Annotated in this window: 19 protein-coding genes and 1 tRNA gene; 8 read left to right on the forward strand and 12 right to left on the reverse strand. The window is 68.2% G+C overall.

Annotation, left to right across the window (positions count from 1 at the left end; genetic code table 11):
- Nucleotides 1-633 precede the first annotated feature (633 nt).
- The 3 genes from EKG83_RS43265 to EKG83_RS43275 all read left to right on the forward strand — a co-directional run bounded on the left by EKG83_RS43265 (nt 634) and on the right by EKG83_RS43275 (nt 2,361).
- A complete protein-coding gene (locus tag EKG83_RS43265; protein ID WP_033433941.1) occupies nt 634-819 on the forward strand; it encodes a hypothetical protein in 186 nt (61 codons plus the stop codon).
- A gap of 359 nt (nt 820-1,178) precedes the next feature.
- Nucleotides 1,179-1,493: a helix-turn-helix domain-containing protein gene (locus EKG83_RS43270; protein WP_153278788.1), complete on the forward strand. Its 315-nt coding sequence runs from the start codon at nt 1,179-1,181 to the stop codon at nt 1,491-1,493.
- 208 nt (nt 1,494-1,701) lie between these two features.
- Nucleotides 1,702-2,361: a pentapeptide repeat-containing protein gene (locus EKG83_RS43275; RefSeq protein ID WP_033433940.1), complete on the forward strand. Its 660-nt coding sequence runs from the start codon at nt 1,702-1,704 to the stop codon at nt 2,359-2,361.
- 15 nt (nt 2,362-2,376) lie between these two features.
- Here the strand turns inward: EKG83_RS43275 and amcA are convergent, their stop codons facing one another.
- From amcA to EKG83_RS43290, 4 genes are all read right to left on the reverse strand, one after another.
- Nucleotides 2,377-2,493, reverse strand: a complete 117-nt coding sequence (gene amcA / locus EKG83_RS49945; RefSeq protein ID WP_407690805.1) for a multiple cyclophane-containing RiPP AmcA — start codon at nt 2,491-2,493, stop codon at nt 2,377-2,379.
- Between the two features lie 28 nt (nt 2,494-2,521).
- The gene (gene amcB / locus EKG83_RS43280) at nt 2,522-3,652 is read right to left on the reverse strand and encodes a cyclophane-forming radical SAM peptide maturase AmcB (protein ID WP_051766602.1); all 1,131 of its coding nucleotides are present in this window, start codon (nt 3,650-3,652) and stop codon (nt 2,522-2,524) included.
- Between the two features lie 237 nt (nt 3,653-3,889).
- Nucleotides 3,890-4,096, reverse strand: a complete 207-nt coding sequence (locus EKG83_RS43285) for a hypothetical protein (protein WP_033433939.1) — start codon at nt 4,094-4,096, stop codon at nt 3,890-3,892.
- Nucleotides 4,093-4,404 (reverse strand): hypothetical protein, encoded by a 312-nt coding sequence (locus tag EKG83_RS43290; RefSeq protein WP_033433938.1) that lies wholly within the window; start codon nt 4,402-4,404, stop codon nt 4,093-4,095. The genes EKG83_RS43285 and EKG83_RS43290 overlap by 4 nt, the downstream gene beginning before the upstream one ends.
- 112 nt (nt 4,405-4,516) lie before the next feature.
- Between EKG83_RS43290 and EKG83_RS43295 the strand changes: the two genes are divergently transcribed.
- Nucleotides 4,517-5,665, forward strand: coding sequence for a helix-turn-helix domain-containing protein (locus tag EKG83_RS43295; RefSeq protein WP_084716919.1), 1,149 nt, complete (start codon nt 4,517-4,519; stop codon nt 5,663-5,665).
- Here the strand turns inward: EKG83_RS43295 and EKG83_RS43300 are convergent.
- The 5 genes from EKG83_RS43300 to EKG83_RS43320 form a co-directional block, all read right to left on the reverse strand.
- Entirely contained in the window at nt 5,634-6,065 is a 432-nt protein-coding gene (locus EKG83_RS43300) for a hypothetical protein (protein WP_153278789.1), read from the reverse strand. The two genes, EKG83_RS43295 and EKG83_RS43300, sit on opposite strands and share 32 nt — an antisense overlap.
- 178 nt (nt 6,066-6,243) lie before the next feature.
- Nucleotides 6,244-7,050 carry an exodeoxyribonuclease III gene (locus EKG83_RS43305; RefSeq protein ID WP_033433970.1) on the reverse strand — a complete coding sequence of 269 codons (807 nt, stop codon included), beginning with the start codon at nt 7,048-7,050 and terminating at the stop codon, nt 6,244-6,246.
- A gap of 9 nt (nt 7,051-7,059) precedes the next feature.
- Entirely contained in the window at nt 7,060-7,278 is a 219-nt protein-coding gene (locus EKG83_RS43310; protein ID WP_153278790.1) for a hypothetical protein, read from the reverse strand.
- A 13-nt stretch (nt 7,279-7,291) separates the two neighbouring features.
- On the reverse strand, nt 7,292-7,606 hold the full coding sequence (locus EKG83_RS43315; protein ID WP_153278791.1) for an SH3 domain-containing protein: 315 nt from the start codon (nt 7,604-7,606) through the stop codon (nt 7,292-7,294).
- A gap of 466 nt (nt 7,607-8,072) precedes the next feature.
- On the reverse strand, nt 8,073-9,293 hold the full coding sequence (locus EKG83_RS43320; RefSeq protein WP_033433933.1) for an NADP-dependent isocitrate dehydrogenase: 1,221 nt from the start codon (nt 9,291-9,293) through the stop codon (nt 8,073-8,075).
- 260 nt (nt 9,294-9,553) lie between these two features.
- Here EKG83_RS43320 and EKG83_RS43325 point away from each other — a divergent pair, with 260 nt between their 5' ends.
- Nucleotides 9,554-10,360, forward strand: coding sequence for a metal-dependent hydrolase (locus EKG83_RS43325; protein WP_033433932.1), 807 nt, complete (start codon nt 9,554-9,556; stop codon nt 10,358-10,360).
- 147 nt (nt 10,361-10,507) lie between these two features.
- Nucleotides 10,508-10,987, forward strand: coding sequence for a hypothetical protein (locus EKG83_RS43330; RefSeq protein ID WP_033433931.1), 480 nt, complete (start codon nt 10,508-10,510; stop codon nt 10,985-10,987).
- Nucleotides 10,988-11,418: 431 nt separating this feature from the next.
- Here EKG83_RS43330 and EKG83_RS43335 read toward each other — a convergent pair whose 3' ends face one another.
- On the reverse strand, nt 11,419-11,676 hold the full coding sequence (locus EKG83_RS43335) for a hypothetical protein (RefSeq protein WP_033433969.1): 258 nt from the start codon (nt 11,674-11,676) through the stop codon (nt 11,419-11,421).
- A gap of 46 nt (nt 11,677-11,722) precedes the next feature.
- Nucleotides 11,723-11,795 (reverse strand) — tRNA-OTHER (locus EKG83_RS43340).
- Nucleotides 11,796-11,886: 91 nt separating this feature from the next.
- On the opposite strand from EKG83_RS43340, the gene EKG83_RS43345 reads away from it, so the two are divergent.
- Nucleotides 11,887-12,996, forward strand: coding sequence for a J domain-containing protein (locus EKG83_RS43345; RefSeq protein WP_033433930.1), 1,110 nt, complete (start codon nt 11,887-11,889; stop codon nt 12,994-12,996).
- Here the strand turns inward: EKG83_RS43345 and EKG83_RS43350 are convergent.
- Entirely contained in the window at nt 12,993-14,342 is a 1,350-nt protein-coding gene (locus EKG83_RS43350; protein WP_153278792.1) for a glycosyl hydrolase, read from the reverse strand. The two genes, EKG83_RS43345 and EKG83_RS43350, sit on opposite strands and share 4 nt — an antisense overlap.
- Before the next feature lie 158 nt (nt 14,343-14,500).
- On the opposite strand from EKG83_RS43350, the gene EKG83_RS43355 reads away from it, so the two are divergent.
- Nucleotides 14,501-15,679: an LLM class flavin-dependent oxidoreductase gene (locus EKG83_RS43355; protein ID WP_033433929.1), complete on the forward strand. Its 1,179-nt coding sequence runs from the start codon at nt 14,501-14,503 to the stop codon at nt 15,677-15,679.
- The last annotated feature ends 26 nt before the right edge of the window (nt 15,680-15,705 follow it).

The raw sequence follows: 15,705 nt of genomic DNA on the forward strand, positions 1-15,705 counted from the left end.
CGGCGGTTTCGTCTGCGTGCCTGCCGTTGCCCCTGGTCGGCTGTCACCCGAACGGCACCAAAACACCCACTGATCGACTACGAAAGGACCAGAAATGACCACCTCTCCGCGTCCACCGCGCGGTCTGGGAACCAGCGGTAAGCGACTCTGGCGCGAAATCACCGACGCCGAGACGGGTTGGGAGTTGCGGCCCGATGAGTTCCGGATGCTTGAGGATGCGTGCCGAGAGGCAGACCTCATTGACCGCCTTGAATCGGCCCTAGCTACGGCCGAGCTGATCGTCCGAGGTTCGATGGGGCAGCCTGCCCCGTCACCTCTCCTGACCGAAGTCCGTCAGCACAGAACCGTATTGGCGAACCTCCTGGGGAAACTGAAGCTGAGTGAGCCCGTGGAAGACGAGACGACTTCCGATGATTCGACAGGCGTTGTGGTGCCCTACAGCCGTTCGGAGGCTGGCCGTATCGCCGCTAGGGCACGGTGGGGTGGTACGCGGTGAGCCGATCTCGAAAGCGTTCCCGCCTTTCAGTAGGTCCGGCCACTGGTATTGACATCCGCGCACAGGTGCGTCACAAACTGACCGCCCGACTCGCACGGGCTCGGGCTGGGTGGGCTTACCAATCACGGGCTAGTGAGATGACCGCCGACGAACACGCGGCGGCTGTCGAAGAACTGATCTACAACGCGCAGGGTCGCCTGTTGGAAGCCCTCACTTCCGGGGAACGGGTGGAGCTTCCCGGTTGGATGCTCAATGACTGGTTTCCGGTCGAGGTCAGCCGTACGTATTGGCTGATGCCCGACGGCTCGGTTCGTAGGATGTGACCGGAATGGGCCTGAAAGAGTCCTACGCGCGGGCTGCCAGCCGCGCACCGGGAGCCACCGCGCACACCGACGCCGTTGTGAAAGCTCTCCTTGAAGCCGTCCAGCCGGACGGGACAGCACCGTTCCCGGAGGTCTTCCCGTTCACTCGGGCTGACACCGACGTAGAGGTTCAGCGGCTTGTCAGGGCTGGACTTCTGGCGGTCACGCCGAACGGTGTCCAGCTCGTTCCACCAGCCCCATCTAGGCCGTCTGAGAGGCCCGTAGAGCAGCCGAAGTCGTCAGCGCCTAAGCGGCCTGACGCGAAGCCGCCCGCAACCCGTAGGGAGCCACCTCGGGCGAAGGTGCCCACACAGGCCGGGGTGGACCAGGCCGAACACATGCGCCGGTTGCGCTGGTCGAAGGTGCTCAAGGAAACGCCGCAGGCTCACCACTTGGCGCTAGCGCTTCACCTGCAAATGGGATCGAAGCACGGAAAACGTTTCGGTGAAACGCCGTTGAATGTGTCCGCGGTTCTCCTATCGAAATTGACGGGAATGTCCGAGCGAACCGTTAAGCGGCATATTCCGCTACTGGTCGAGAGCGGCTTTTACCGCCGAGTGGACACCGGTAAGGGAGGCTACTCGGGCAAGGCGTCTGCGGCGGCTTGGTTGCCGACGCTGCCCGACTTCGAGTGATCCCCCTCGGGATGGGGTGTCAGATTGGCACACATAGATTAAAGAACCTACGTCTAGGGAACGTAGAGATCCCTTGAGGGGATCTCCTACAGCCATCGAACACAGCCAACGAACAGGACTACAGGGTTCCCGTGGTGTGCCAGATTGACACCCCTCTCGGTGCTCGTGTCGCAGACCGCCGAGAGCGGCTGACTGATATTCTGCTGGTATGGACTTCCACAAGATCGCTGGTAAGACCATCCAGCGCCCGAACTTCGAAGATGAGGACTTGACGGAGGACTCACCAGCGTTCCGAGGGGAATTCGACTTCGACTCGGCTCTACTGAGCGACGGAGACCAGGAAGGCGTTACCGGTGAGGGGTCGCTCTTTACCTCCCTGGTGAAGTCGGTTGACCTGTCGAAGTCCCGTCTTACTCCGCTCACGCTCTCCGATGTGCGGTTTGACGACGTGAGCCTTTCCAACGCCGTGTTGTCGGAGACCACTGCACGGCGGGTCGAGTTCCAGCGGTGCCAGGCCATCGGCCTACAGGCCGGGCTGGTCCAGGCCCAGGACGTCTACGCGGAAGACTGCCGATTCGACTACGCGACACTTCGGTTCGATCAGGTGAAGAACGCCGTTGCGTTCCGGCGTTGCTCGTTCCGGGAGACCGTCCTTGTGGGTGACCTGTCGAACGTCGTGTTTGACGATTGCGAGTTGATCGAAACGGAATTCGAGGCGACTCGGGCCGTTGGCTGCGATCTCACAGAGTCGAGGTTGATCGGCGTTCGCGGATTGCTGACGTTGCGTGGCGCGAGGCTTAGCGCCGATCAGGCCAGCTCCCTTGCCAGTCAGATTGCCTCGGAAGCTGGCCTGACCATCGTCCGCTAGCTCATGATCCGCTAGCTACTTGTTCTTCCAGTTGTCCCACGTGGGGCGGTTGTCGAACCCGCCGTTTCCGGTTGCGTTGTCCCACGTGGGTTCGTTGTTGAACGAGCTGACCACTACGGGAGCGCCGCCCACTCGGGTGAGCAGGGCGGTGAATCCCTCGTTACGCGCTTGAATCCGCTCTGCCAACGGTGTCGGGCTCAACAATCTTAAGCACCCCTTCAAGTAATGCAATCTTGCTGTTTCGACAGAAGTCGGTTTCCGTTCCGTCCATCCGGCCGTGTTCGAAGTAGCGGTTAGCCGGTTGACCACCTCCGCAGAAGTCGAAGTAGGGACAGGTCTTCCGACACGTGTCCACGCCGTGTACGAATTCGGCCACCCACGGAACGTCCGCGCCACGCGAAATGATTTCGTCTAGGGTGGTGTCCAATACGTTGCCGCTTGCGAAGCTGCCTTGCGCGTTGCCGAAACCGGCCAACTCAGGGGAGATGAGCGTCACCGATCCGTCGTAGGCCACGGTCGGCAACGGGTCGATAAACGGCGGCTGGCGGATCGGCTCACTGCCACCCTTTAGAACCGCGTCCGCATACGCGAGGGTCCGCCCTAGCTCCCGCAGACGGACCGCCGGGTTCTCACTCCAAGCCGCCATCAGTTCAGCCCAGAAGGCGATGACCGTTCCTCGGTCGTAGGCGTTGGTTGAGACGTTGACGCCTTCCTGTTCTTCGATGTTGACGCCCAGTTCCGACAGGCCGGTTTCAACGGCGAAGTTGTAGAGCCTGCGGGCACGTTCGGACGTCGGGTCGGACACGACCGCGATTGCGTAGACCTCGTGGCCGTGAGCGATGAGACGACGAATCCCCTGCATCGTCTTTTCGTAGGCGGGCGCTCCCTTTCGGTCCACGCGGCTAGCGTTGTCCGAAGGGCCACCGTCGATACTGACACCGACGTACATGTTCCGTTCGGCGAAGAAGTCGCACCAGGCGTCGTCAATCAGCGTGGCGTTTGTCTGGACGCCGTGTTTCACGTCGAGCCCGGCGAACGTGTCCATTAGCCGCCCGAGGTGCGTTCTGCCGGTTGCGAGCGGTTCCCCACCGTGCCAACAGACGTCAACGGTCCCGTAGGCCGTCCAGGGCCGCACCGACTCGGCTACGGCCTGCGCCACTTCCACCGACATCCTGTTTCGCTTGTGTCGAAACGGCAGATAGCAGTAGCCGCAATCGAGGTTGCAAAGTGTCTCGGGTTGCACGATGACCGATCGCGCCGAACGGAATAGGCGCGTTTGCGGTGCACTCACTTGGTCCCCCTCGTTCAGGCTGTCCGGGTGAGGTTGAATCCGACAGGCAAACGGTGTCGGCCCGCAGACTTGACCGCCGGTATTTCTTCGGTCGGGCTGTCCACGCGCCGTAGTACCGGCAAGATCAGAGTCGGTTCTGTCGTAAGTCGTCGGTTCTCGGCATGGATCAGGTACGGGCGGACCATTGCGGGTGCGTCCGGATCGTCGGCCCAGTAGATCCGGTAAGGCGACTCTGACTCAGTCACTCTGCCCCCTAGGCCGCTTCCTTTTCTGTGGGTGGCGTTTCCAAGTCCAGTCGCGGAGGTACCGAATCGTGGTTGCGTCCTTGATTCGCTCCCAGAGCAGCACACCGAGGATGAACGCGACCGCCGCCAATGCAAAGCCAAGGCCGATCCACTGATCGGTGCCCCACTCGTAGCCGAAGTAGTTCGCGGCGATGGTCATATCCGGTCCCCCGACGCCGAAACGATCTGCGGCCAGCCGAGCACAGCCGAGACCACTTCGCGGGCGTGTCCTTCCGCCCGTTCTTTGGGCAGACCGCCGACCAGTCGAACGGCGCTGGCCTGATCCTCGCCGTAGACGCGGATAAGTTCTTGGATGTCCCACCGGAGGCGCACGAACCCGAGTTCGTCAGGGTTGCTCGGATCGTCTCCGTACGGAACGGCGATGAACCCGCTTTTGAGTAGCCGCTGAAGCGCCAACATCGTTTCGACCTGTTCGGCGGTCGCCGTCTCAGCGTTGCTGTTGCTCATGTCGGTGGGCCTTCCGGTGGACCGTGGTACGGCCACCCCCACCCCGGCCGAGGGGGAAGCCCACAGGGCGGGGGCGACCTACCGTTGTTCCTACCGGCCGCACTCCCGATTTATGCTGCTAGGCGCGTTTACAAGAGTTGACAACGCGGACCGGGGGTTAGCCGTGTCGGAGCTAAGCGACGCTCTGAGAGCAGCGCGTGAGACAACCGGGCTGAGCCTCACTCGAATGGCACAACTCACCCACTACAGCAAGCCCTATCTGAGTTTGATCGAGACCGGGAAGCGTCGCCCTGTTCCGGAAGTCGTCACGGCCTACGAACAGGTTCTAGGCGTGCCGATCGGCAGTGACCCGCTTCGCCGCGCCCATGAGTGGCTTGTCTCGGACTCTCCTACGGCCGTACAGCGCCGTTCAGGCCGCAGGGTGGGTGACTCCCTGGCTGACGCCCTTGACGCCCGTGTGGTCGAGCTGAGGCACCTTGACGACGTGGTCGGGAGCGCAGACCTGTTGCCCGCAGTGCGGCAGGAGCTAGCCGAGGTGGAATCGTTGGTGCGCAACGGTTCTTACACCGAACCGGTCGGGCGGAGGTTGCTCACGGCGACCGGGGAGCTTGCCCAGCTTGCCGGGTGGGTGGCGTCGGACGCGGGCAAGTACGCGGACGCCCAGCGGCTCTACCTCGGGGGCGTGGATGCGGCAGAGGAAGCGGGCAACGATTCCCTTGCGGCACAACTGTTTTCGTCGCTGAGCTACCAGGTTGCGAACGTGGCTGACCCTCACGACGCGCTGCTCCTGGCACGCACTGCGGCCAAGGGTGCCCGGAGCGCTACGCCCGTGGTTCGGGCGCTGCTGTTGGAACGGGTGGCATGGGCCAGCGCCAAGACCGGGGACCGTGACGCGACCCTCCGCGCGCTGGACGCGGTAGACGACACGTACGAACAGCGCTCCCCCGGCATCGAAGAACCCGAGTGGGTCTATTGGCTCAACAGAGCCGAAATCGACGTCATGGCCGGACGTTGCATGATCGAGTTGGGCACACCCGACAGGGCCGAACCCCTGCTGTCCGCCGCCGTTGCCACCTACCCCGAGGAGCACTCCCGAGAGGTGGCGCTCTACCTGTCGTGGCTTGCCGAGTCCTACGCCCGGACGGGGGAGCTGGACGCGGCAACGGCCACGCTCGAACGCGCCAGGAGGTTCGCGGCGCGGATGCCATCCGCGCGCACTGACGAGCGCTTCAAGACCCTTGAGGGTCTGCTTCCCTTGTGAGCCGCTTCCGACGGGAGTCGGTTACCTCAACCACTCCGACTCGTTCGCCGGACAACTTCGCCAACTCGGTGCGGTAGACCTTGCGTAGTTCGGCCATCGCGTCGGCTGCTTGTGATGCGAACGTGTTGGCCTGATACCGCAAGCCGTCCTCAGCTTGCCCGTCATGTTGGGCACTGCCGATGGCCAGGCTCACAGCGAAGCTCAGGCTTGATACCGCGTTGAAGGCCCTGTGCGTAACTTCAATCGCCTCAGCCGAGCACACGAGATCAACCGCGACCAAACCGCTTCTCGCTGCTTCCTCAAGCTCAGGGAACCTGTCTGCGTTCCCCATGCGGAACGCGCTGGCGTTGAGGTGCAGGGCCAGCGCGAACGATTCAGAGTGCCACTTGTCGAACGCCAACAGGCACTCTGCGAAGGCCGCCTTCTGTGAGTCCAGTTCCCGCTGCTGTCGCTCCTGTGCCCACCTGAGCCTGTCCCTGTGACTCTCCCGGCGGGTGGTCAGCCACTGGGTACCCCAGACGCCCAACAGTGCCGCTGAAGCGCCGGTCAAGGCCGACCACATGGCGGGCTCCACGGAGCTACGCCTTCGGCCAGTCGAACGTCACCGTCACGGGCGCGTGATCGGACCATCGTTCCTGGTAGGTGGCTGCGCGCTCTACCACGGCAGTGGTCGCCGTGCGTGCGATACCCTCGGTTGTACAAACCAGATCGATCCGCCAGCCGGAGTCGCTGTCGAACGCCTTGCCGCGGTAGGACCACCACGTGTACGGCCCGGCCACGTCCGGGTGCAGCGACCGCACCACGTCCACGTACCGCGCCTCGCCGAACACCCGGTCCAGCCAGGCCCGCTCCTCCGGCAGGAACCCGGACGACTTCTGGTTGGTCTTCCACGCCTTCAGGTCCTCGGGCCGGTGCGCGATGTTCCAGTCGCCGCACACCAGCACCTCCCGCCCACCGGCGGCGGCCTTGTCGCGCAGCTCCACCAGGTACGGCAGGAACGCGGCCATGAACCGCTCCTTCTCCTCCTGCCGCGGCGTGCCCACGTCACCGCTGGGCAGGTACAGCGAGGCCACCACCACGTCCGGCAGCTCGACCTCGACGTACCGCCCGGACCGCTCGAACTCGGGCGCGCCGAAGCCGACCCGGACGGCCCGCGGCTCGGCCCGCGTCAGCACCGCGACGCCGTTGCGCCCCTTGACCTCGCAGTGCGCGTGCGCCACGTGCCACCCGTCGGGCGAGCGCACCTCCTCGGGCAGCTGCCCCGGCTCCGCGCGCACCTCCTGCAGGCACACCACGTCCGCGGTGGTGGCGGCGAGCCACTCGACGTAGCCCTTCTTCGCGGCCGCGCGCAGCCCGTTGACGTTGACGGTGGAGACGGTCAGCACCACCGCAGCCTAACCGCGTTCCGCGACCGCCCACCCGTGCGGGTACTCGGCCCCGCAGCCGGTGCAGGAGGCCACCAGGCCCAGCATCAGCACCAGCGGGCTGCTGCCGCCCGGCGAGGGCCGACCGGGCACCTGGTGCCCGTCCAACTCGGCCCGCAGCCCGGGCCACTCGGGTGAGCACGCGCACGTCGTGACGCCGCGCCGCGACGACCTCCACTTGAAGAACACGCCACCCATGAGATCACGAGCAGTCGCTGTCCGAGGTCGGCAGCACGAACTCGTCCTTGACCCACCGGCCCTCGTCGAGCATCCGGAACCCGTTCTCCACCCGCCGCTCGGCCGGCACCACGGCGTCGCGCCGCATGGTCGACACGATCGGCTGGGTGTCGGCGGGCCCCGACCTCACGTTGAGGATGTCCGCGATCACCGTCACCCGGCACGGCCCGGTGCCCGACTCCTCCGCGCCCAGCCTCGCACCGCCGTTGGCGACGTACATGAGCCCGGCCGTGGCCAGCACGCCGAGCACCACCAAGCCCCGTACGGGAACACCCAGCATCACGCCTCCAGGCACCTCTCCTGAAGTGCAGATATAGCGCCCGGAGGGCCGGCGGAAACCGGGTCGGCGGCGAATCCACCCCGGCGGCGAACCGACCGGGTGACGGGGTCGCCCCGCGATTACGGGAGAACGACCGCGGGCGGCCGACCGGTCCGGTCCCGGCAGGCCGCGCAGGGGGTTGTCCGAGGCTTGCCGCCCGCGCCACCTCGCCTGGTCGGGGTGGTCCCGCACGAGGTCGCGTTCGGCGGGGGGGCGGGCCCCCACCGCCGGGTCGCCGATGAGCACCGCCGAGTACCGGGCGGCACCGCGGGCGCGCCCGCTGTCGTCCCGGAGGAAGGCGGCTGAGCGGCCACGGGTGAGCTGCCCTTCGGAATCCGGGCGCGGGTGGGGACGTGGTGATCCCCCGAACAGCGGAGGGCCCGACCGCGGTTCCGCGGTCGGGCCCTCGCCGAAGAGCCGCCCGGTGTCAGCCGGCCATCTTCTTCTGCAGGTTCTCGTCCAGCGTGCCGAGGAAGTCCTCGGTGGTCAGCCACTCCTGGTCCGGGCCGATGAGCAGGGCCAGGTCCTTGGTCATCTTGCCGCTCTCGACGGTGGAGATGATGACCTGCTCCAGCGTCTCGGCGAAGCCGGTGACCTCGGGGGTGCCGTCCAGCTTGCCGCGGTGCTTGAGGCCGCCGGTCCACGCGTAGATCGACGCGATCGGGTTGGTCGAGGTCGGCTTGCCGGCCTGGTGCTGGCGGTAGTGCCGGGTCACCGTGCCGTGCGCCGCCTCGGCCTCGACGGTCTTGCCGTCCGGCGTCATCAGCACCGAGGTCATCAGGCCGAGCGAGCCGAAGCCCTGCGCGACCGTGTCGGACTGCACGTCGCCGTCGTAGTTCTTGCACGCCCAGACGTAGCCGCCCTCCCACTTCAGGGCCGCGGCGACCATGTCGTCGATCAGGCGGTGCTCGTAGGTCAGGCCCTTGGCGTCGAACTCGGCCTTGAACTCCTCCTCGAACACCCGCTGGAAGATGTCCTTGAAGGCGCCGTCGTACGCCTTGAGGATGGTGTTCTTGGTGGACATGTACACCGGGTAGTTGCGCTGCAACCCGTACGAGAACGAGGCGCGCGCGAAGTCCTCGATGGACTTGTTGAAGTTGTACATGCCCAGCGCCACGCCGCCGTCGGGGCCGAAGTTGGCCACCACGTGCTTGATCGGCTCGGAGCCGTCCTCGGGCGTGAAGGTGATGGTCAGCTCACCGGCGCCGGGGACCTTGAAGTTCTGCGTCTTGTACTGGTCGCCGTGGGCGTGGCGGCCGATGATGATCGGCTTGGTCCAGCCCGGCACGAGCCGCGGGATGTTGTTGATGATGATCGGCTCGCGGAACACCACGCCGCCGAGGATGTTGCGGATCGTGCCGTTGGGCGAGACCCACATCTTCTTCAGGCCGAACTCCTCGACCCGCGCCTCGTCCGGCGTGATGGTGGCGCACTTCACACCGACGCCGTGCTTCTTGATCGCGTGCGCGGCCTCGATCGTGACCTGGTCCTCGGTCGCGTCCCGGTGCTCGATGCCCAGGTCGTAGTACTCCAGGTTGACGTCCAGGTACGGGTGGATCAGCTTGTCCTTGATGAACTGCCAGATGATCCGGGTCATCTCGTCGCCGTCGAGTTCGACGACGGTCCCCTGAACCTTGATCTTGCCCATACTCCGGGCGCTCCTCTCGCAACAGTGCAAGCAAGACAAGCGTACTGCTATGTCGGGCTGCTTGCGTCCACCCCGGCCGAAAAGGGAACGGGCGTCACACCGCCGACCGGGTGGCGGCCGTGGTTCTTCGTGCCAATACAACCAGCACGGCGGCCGGCGCGCGTGCCGGGGCGACACTCGAACACGCGTTCGCCGTTCGGCGGCGTCCCGGGCGTCCGGGCCGCTAACCTCGTCCCAGTCGAGTGATCAAGGGGGCAACGTTGTCGACGGGTCCTACCCACGCCATGAGCGGCCTGCTGGCCTGGGCCGCGGTGACCGCGTTCGCCCAGGACCACCCCATCGGGCAGCTCACGCCGCAGAGCTGGGCGGTCGGCGCGGTGCTGTCCACCGGCGCCGCCCTGCTGCCCGACCTCGACCACCCCTCGTCGACCATCTCGCGCACGTTCGGCCCGGTCAGCCAGGGCGCGTCGGCCCTGATCAACACCACCAGCTCGTTCGTCTACCGCACCACGCGCACCCGCAAGGACTCCAAGCGCGACGGCGGCCACCGCGGCCTCACCCACACGTTGGTGTTCGCCGTGATCGCCGCCGTGTTCACCACCGCGGTCGTGCAGCAGTCGCAGAAGTGGGCCCTGCCCGCGCTGATGTTCGTGTTCGCGGGCCTGGCCGTGCGCGGCATCATGAACGACTGGTGCCCGCAGAAGGACGCCCTGCTCATCACCGGCGTCTCGGCCGGGATCACGGTCCTGTGCCTGGCCTGGACCGCGCAGACCCCGGCCAGCGCGGCGGCGTGCGGGCTGGCCGTGGGCATCGGGTGCGTGGCCCACTTCCTGGGCGACGCGATCACCGAGCAGGGCTGCCCGATCCTGTGGCCGATCCCGATCGCGGGCAGGACGTGGTTCCCGGTCGCGCCGCCGAAGGTCATGCGGATGCAGACCGGCGGCAAGGTCGAGATGGCCGTGGTCGGGCCGCTGATCACGATCCTGGGCGTCTGGCTGTCCGCCGCGGCCCTCCAGCGGGCCGGCGCGCTGCCGTTCCTCGACTCGTTCGACCTGCTGCCGGTGTAGTCCGGCGCGGTTCGGACAACGGCCATTCGGCGGCTACCAGCACATCACCCGATCGGAGTAGCCTCCTCGCACCAGTCCCGCGCAGACCCCGCGTCGAGGAGGACCTGTGCCGAAGTGCCCGCGCGACAGCGACGTCGAGGTCGCCGGATGACCACCTGGCTGGGCCTGGACGCCGGTCACGAGGACGCGGCCAAGGCGGACGCGATCGCGGTGTCGCTGTACGAGACGCTGCTGTTCCACGCGCAGGTCGTCTGCGTCCACGCGGTGGGCGACCACCACGCCCTGTCGTTCCGGCTCACCGACGAGCCGTCCGAGAACACCGTCTCCACCCTGATCGAACGCGGCTACGGGGTGGCCGTGCACAACGGCAGCCTCCAGCGGCTGGCCGGGCCGGAGGAGCTGGCGCGCGGCGCCCTGCGCGCGGCCCTGGCCCACCGGCACCGGCGGGAGGGTCGCGCGCTGCGGTTCCCGGGGCAGCGCGCGCTGCGCGGCCGGTACGGGGTTTCCGACATCATCGCGTTCAGCGCGATCGAGGAGGTCCTGCCGCACGGGATCAAGAGCGTCGACGCGCGGGGCGACCTGCAGCCGTTCTTCGCCAACGGCAGGCTGGTGCTGCGGGCCGGTTGAGCCGTTCGCCCGGAGCCCGACCGCGCGCCTCCGCAGGAGTCGCCCGCCGGGGCGGGGTTCCGGCGAAGTCGTTCGTGTTGGTCAGTCGGTGATTCCGAGCAGGGCCGGTGGCCGTGTCGGGCCGCGGTCCGCGACCCGGCGGCGATGTCGGTGCGGGCGGTGCGCAGCTCGCAGCGCCCGTGCCCACGGCCGCGCGCGACCACCACCGGCATCTCCTGCCAGGGCAAACCGTCGAGCAGCGGGGTGAACCCCACGGGTTCCTCGCCGGTGGGCACCCGCCGCTGCGCGAGCACCGCCCCGGCGGCGTGAACCGACCCCGGCCCGCGTCGACCCCTGCCCGCCAGGGCCCACCGCTTCCACCCTGCCGGCACGAACCGACAATCGCAGCAGGTCAGGCGCGGCCTGTGGACAACCGCCCGCGCGTCCCGCCGTCAGCCCGGGTGGGCGCCCACCGTGTCCTTGATCTGCGCACCCAGCTCCCCCGCGCTCCGCGCGCAGTGGGCGCAGCAGAAGAACCGCCCCTCCACCTCGACCCCGTGCCCGAGGATGCGGCACTCGCAGTGCTCGCAGCGCGGCGCGAGGCGCTGGATCGCGCACTCGAAGCTGTCGAACGTGTGCACCCCGCCGCCGACGGTGCGCACCTCGAAAGCCATCCAGTAGTCGTTGCCGCAGACGTCGCAAGTCGCCATGGGCGCAGCGTGCGGCACCCCCGGTACCCCGGCAACTCGAACCAGGCGGACCAGGCCGGATTCGAACCGGCGTCCTCCCTCCCGGGGGAGGGCGCGTCAACCACTGCGCTACATGGTCCCGAGCCGCGGTGCCCCGAGGGGGCGCGGGCTCACGGCCACAACACTAACCATTCCGACCACTTTTGAGACAGTGCCGCTAAGGTCTGCCGGGTGCGCGGGGTGGACTACTACGAGCTACTGGGGATCGGTCGCAACGCCTCCGACGCCGAGATCCGGTCCGCCTACCGCTCGCTGGCCAAGGTCATGCACCCCGACGCGGGCGGCTCCGCGGGCACCTTCCGCATGCTGCAAGAGGCATATGACACCTTGCGGGACCCGGCCCGCAGGCGCGACTACGACCGGGGCTGGACGCACACCCGGCCCGGTGCCCGACCGGGCTCGCCGACCCGCCCGCCGCGTTCCGCCCGGACCGGCCGAACCCGCCACTTCGGTGACGACCCGGACTTCGTACCCCCGAAGCCGACCGTGGACGTGGGCGGCATCGCGTGGTGGCACCTGGTGGACGTCGGGCAGCGCGTGCGGTACGTGCCGACCTCGGGTCCCGGGCACGCGCCCGCGCTGGCGGCGGTGTGCGGGTGGGCCCTCCTGCTGCTGCCGGTGGTCGTCATCGACTTCTCGCCGCTGGCGCTGGGCGTGTGGCTGCTGGTGGTGGCAGCGGCGGCGGCCGCGGTGTTCCGGTTGGCCCGGCGGTACCAGCGGGCGGTGCGCGAGGACCGGGCGTTCGCCCGCGACCTCGACACCGGGGTGGTGCACGGGACCACCGACGACCGGGTGTGCGAACGCCTCACCGCCGACCTGCTCAGCCGCTACCTGACCCGCCTGCCGGGCGCCCGCGTCTTCCACGGCCTGGCGTGGCCGGGGTCGGTGTTCGCCGACGTCGACCACGCCGTGCTGTGCGGGCGGCGGCTGGTGCTGATCGAGTCGAAGTCGTGGCTGCCCGGCCACTACGAGGCCGAGGACGACGGGACGCTGTGGCGCAACGGCCACCCGTTCCGCGGCGGCGGCACGCGGCTGCCGCGCAGCCTGGCGGTGTACCGGAAGCTGCTGCCGTGGCTGGACATCCGGTGCGCGCTGCTGCTGTACCCGAGCCGGGCGGGCGCGGTGACCACCCGCGAACCGGCGGACGCCGTCGTGCCGCCGATGACGCCCGCCCAGTTCGTCGAGGAGGTCGGGGACTGGCTGGCCGAGGACCCGGCCGCGGTGGACCGGGAGGCGTTGCGCCTGCTCCTCGACCAGGTCGTGCCGATCAAGAGGGCCTAGTACACGCCCATTTCCCACAGCGAGTAGCCGTAGGGCGTGCCCCGCTGGAACGCGTACAACTTCACGTACCGCGCGGTGGCGTTGACGGTGACCTCGTCGGTGCCGCCGTCGGCCGCGTAGTCCTCGTGCACCGTGGTCCACGTGACGCCGTCCAGGGAGGTCTGGACCTGGTACTGGCGCGCGTAGGCGGCCTCCCAGACCAGCCGGACGCGGCCGACCTGGCGGGCCGACCCGAGGTCGACCCACAGCGAGTGCTGGTCGGTGTGGGCGCTGCTCCAGCGGGTGGCCGGGTTGCCGTCGACCGCGTTCGCGGCCGGGTAGGCCGGGCCCTCCACCGCCGTGGAGTACGCCGGTCGGCCCAGCGCGAGGTTGGCGCCCGCGGTGAGCTGCCCCTGGTTGACCGCGCGGGGCGAGCCGTAGGTGGCGCGGACGGCGCTGTCGGGGTTGAGGGTCTTGTCGTCGAAGAACTCGGGCCACGCCATGAAGTAGGTCCAGTCGGGCTGGGACGCGAGTTCCTGCGGCGACGGCACCCGGCCGACCTCGGCCAGCGCGATCGGCTTGCCGTTGGCGATGGTCTTGAGGGTGTTGTAGTAGGTCGTGGAGGGCCAGAAGCTGTTCCACGCGTCGAGCGACACGACGTCCGCGTACGCCGCGCCCGGGTAGTAGCCGGCCATGCCGGCCGCGTCGAGGTCCTTGACGTTCCAGACCCACGCCATGCCGGTCAGCCCGCGCGTGCGGACCAGGTGGTCGTGGGTGATCTGGTAGAGCCGGCGGCTGCCGCTCGCGCCGGGCCGGCCGCCCCACCACGCCCACGGGTCGTTCATCTCGTGCAGGGGCCGGAACAGGGGCTGCACGCCCGCGTCCAGCAGTTGCCGCAGGAACGGCACGACCTCGTCGAGGCGGGCCTTCCAGGCGTTGTTGAGGGCGGTGCCGTCGGTGACCAGCTGCGACCACTGGGCGTCGGTGAGGCGGTCCTGGACCCCCGCGTCCCAGGCGCAGGCGCTGCCGCGCGTGGGCGGGCAGACGTGCCAGGTCAGGGCGACCAGGGAGCCGTTGCGCCACTCGGTCTTCGCCTGGTCGACCATGGTCTGGCGGTGGGCGACGTCGTCGGCGGCGAACAGGAAGTCACCGCCCCACAGGCCGGGGTAGACGCCGGTGACGGCGTGGACCTTGGCGGTGTGGCGGGCGGGGTCGGAGTTGGGCTCCTTGTTGTGCATCCCGGTCACCGTGCGGGTGCCACTGATGCGCTTCAGGTAGTCGACCACGGGCACCGGCGGAGGTGCGGCCGAGACCGGTGGAGCGACTGTGACGATCAAAAGTGCTGCTAGCAACGCTGCTCTACGCACTTGTCCTACCTTCCTCAAGGTGGCGGCCTTTGGGAGGTCGGCGACGGATTTCGGACGCTACTGGTTAACCGCTTAAGCGGTCAACCGTTCGGCCCATGTCCTTTTCCAGGTCGGGGGGCTACGTTTCCCCGGCGGGCCACCGGGCGTGAGGAGCGGGCATGAAGGTCGACGTGTTCAACGAGATCCAGGACCCCCGCCCGTGGCAGGAGGGCCACCAGGGCGCGCGGATCGCCGAGGCCCTGGAGCAGGCCCGACTGGCCGACTCCCTCGGCTACGGCTGCTGGTGGCAGGTCGAGCACCACGGCGCCGAGGAGTTCAGCCTGTCGTCGGCGCCCGAGCTGCTGCTGGCCGCGATCTCGCAGCAGACCTCCCGCATCCGCCTGGGCCACTCCGCGGTCCTCGCCCCGGCCCGGTTCAACCACCCGATCCGGGTCGCCGAGCGGGCCGCGACGCTCGACCACCTCAGCGGCGGGCGGCTGGAACTCGGCCTGACCAGGTCGACCGGACCGGAGTGGCGGCTGTTCAACATCGACCCCGCGGACGTGCGGCGGCAGACGCAGCAGGCGTTCGAGATGATCCCCCGGATGTGGGCGTCGGAGCGCTTCTCGCACTCCAGCGAGGACTTCGAGATCCACGACGTGCCGATCGTGCCCAAGCCCGTGCAGCGGCCCCACCCGCCGCTGTGGCAGGCGGCGGCCAACCCCGCGTCGTTCGAGGAGGCCGGCCGCCGCGGCGTCGGGGTGCTGGGCACCACGATCTGGGAGTCGGCCGAACGGGTCCGCCGGATGATCGGCCTCTACCGCGCGGCGGCCAGGGCCTGCACGTCACCGGTCGGCTCCTACGTCAACGACCAGGTCGCGTTCTTCACCTTCGTGCACTGCGCCGAGACCGACGAGCAGGCCGCCCGCAACGGCGCCGTCGCGGCGGCCGCCTGGTACACGGTCAAGGCGCTGACGTTCTTCGAGGCGGCCGACGCCTTCGTCGAGAACACCCGCCGCCAGGAAGAACTGCTGAACTCCCCCACCGGCGGCGGCCTGACCGGCGACTTCCTGCGCACCGAGGCCGCGAACTCCACCGGCCCGACGCGGGCGCAGCTCGTCATCGGCCGGGTGCTGCAGGGCGAGGAGGTGGACCCGGAGGAGATCTTCGAGGCGCTGAACGAGCAGGACTCGCTGATCGTCGGCAGCCCGGAGACGTGCCGGAAGAAGATGCGGGTCTACGCGGACATGGGCATCGACCGCCTGATGACCTTCCACCAGGTCGGCGGGATGAAGCACGAGGACGTCATGCGGAGCCTGCAGCTGATCGGCGACCTGATCCCCGAGTTCGACAAGTGAGCCGCCACCATCGGGAAAAGCATCAA

Origin of the sequence: Saccharothrix syringae (assembly GCF_009498035.1) — a bacterium.
Classification (GTDB): domain Bacteria; phylum Actinomycetota; class Actinomycetes; order Mycobacteriales; family Pseudonocardiaceae; genus Actinosynnema; species Actinosynnema syringae.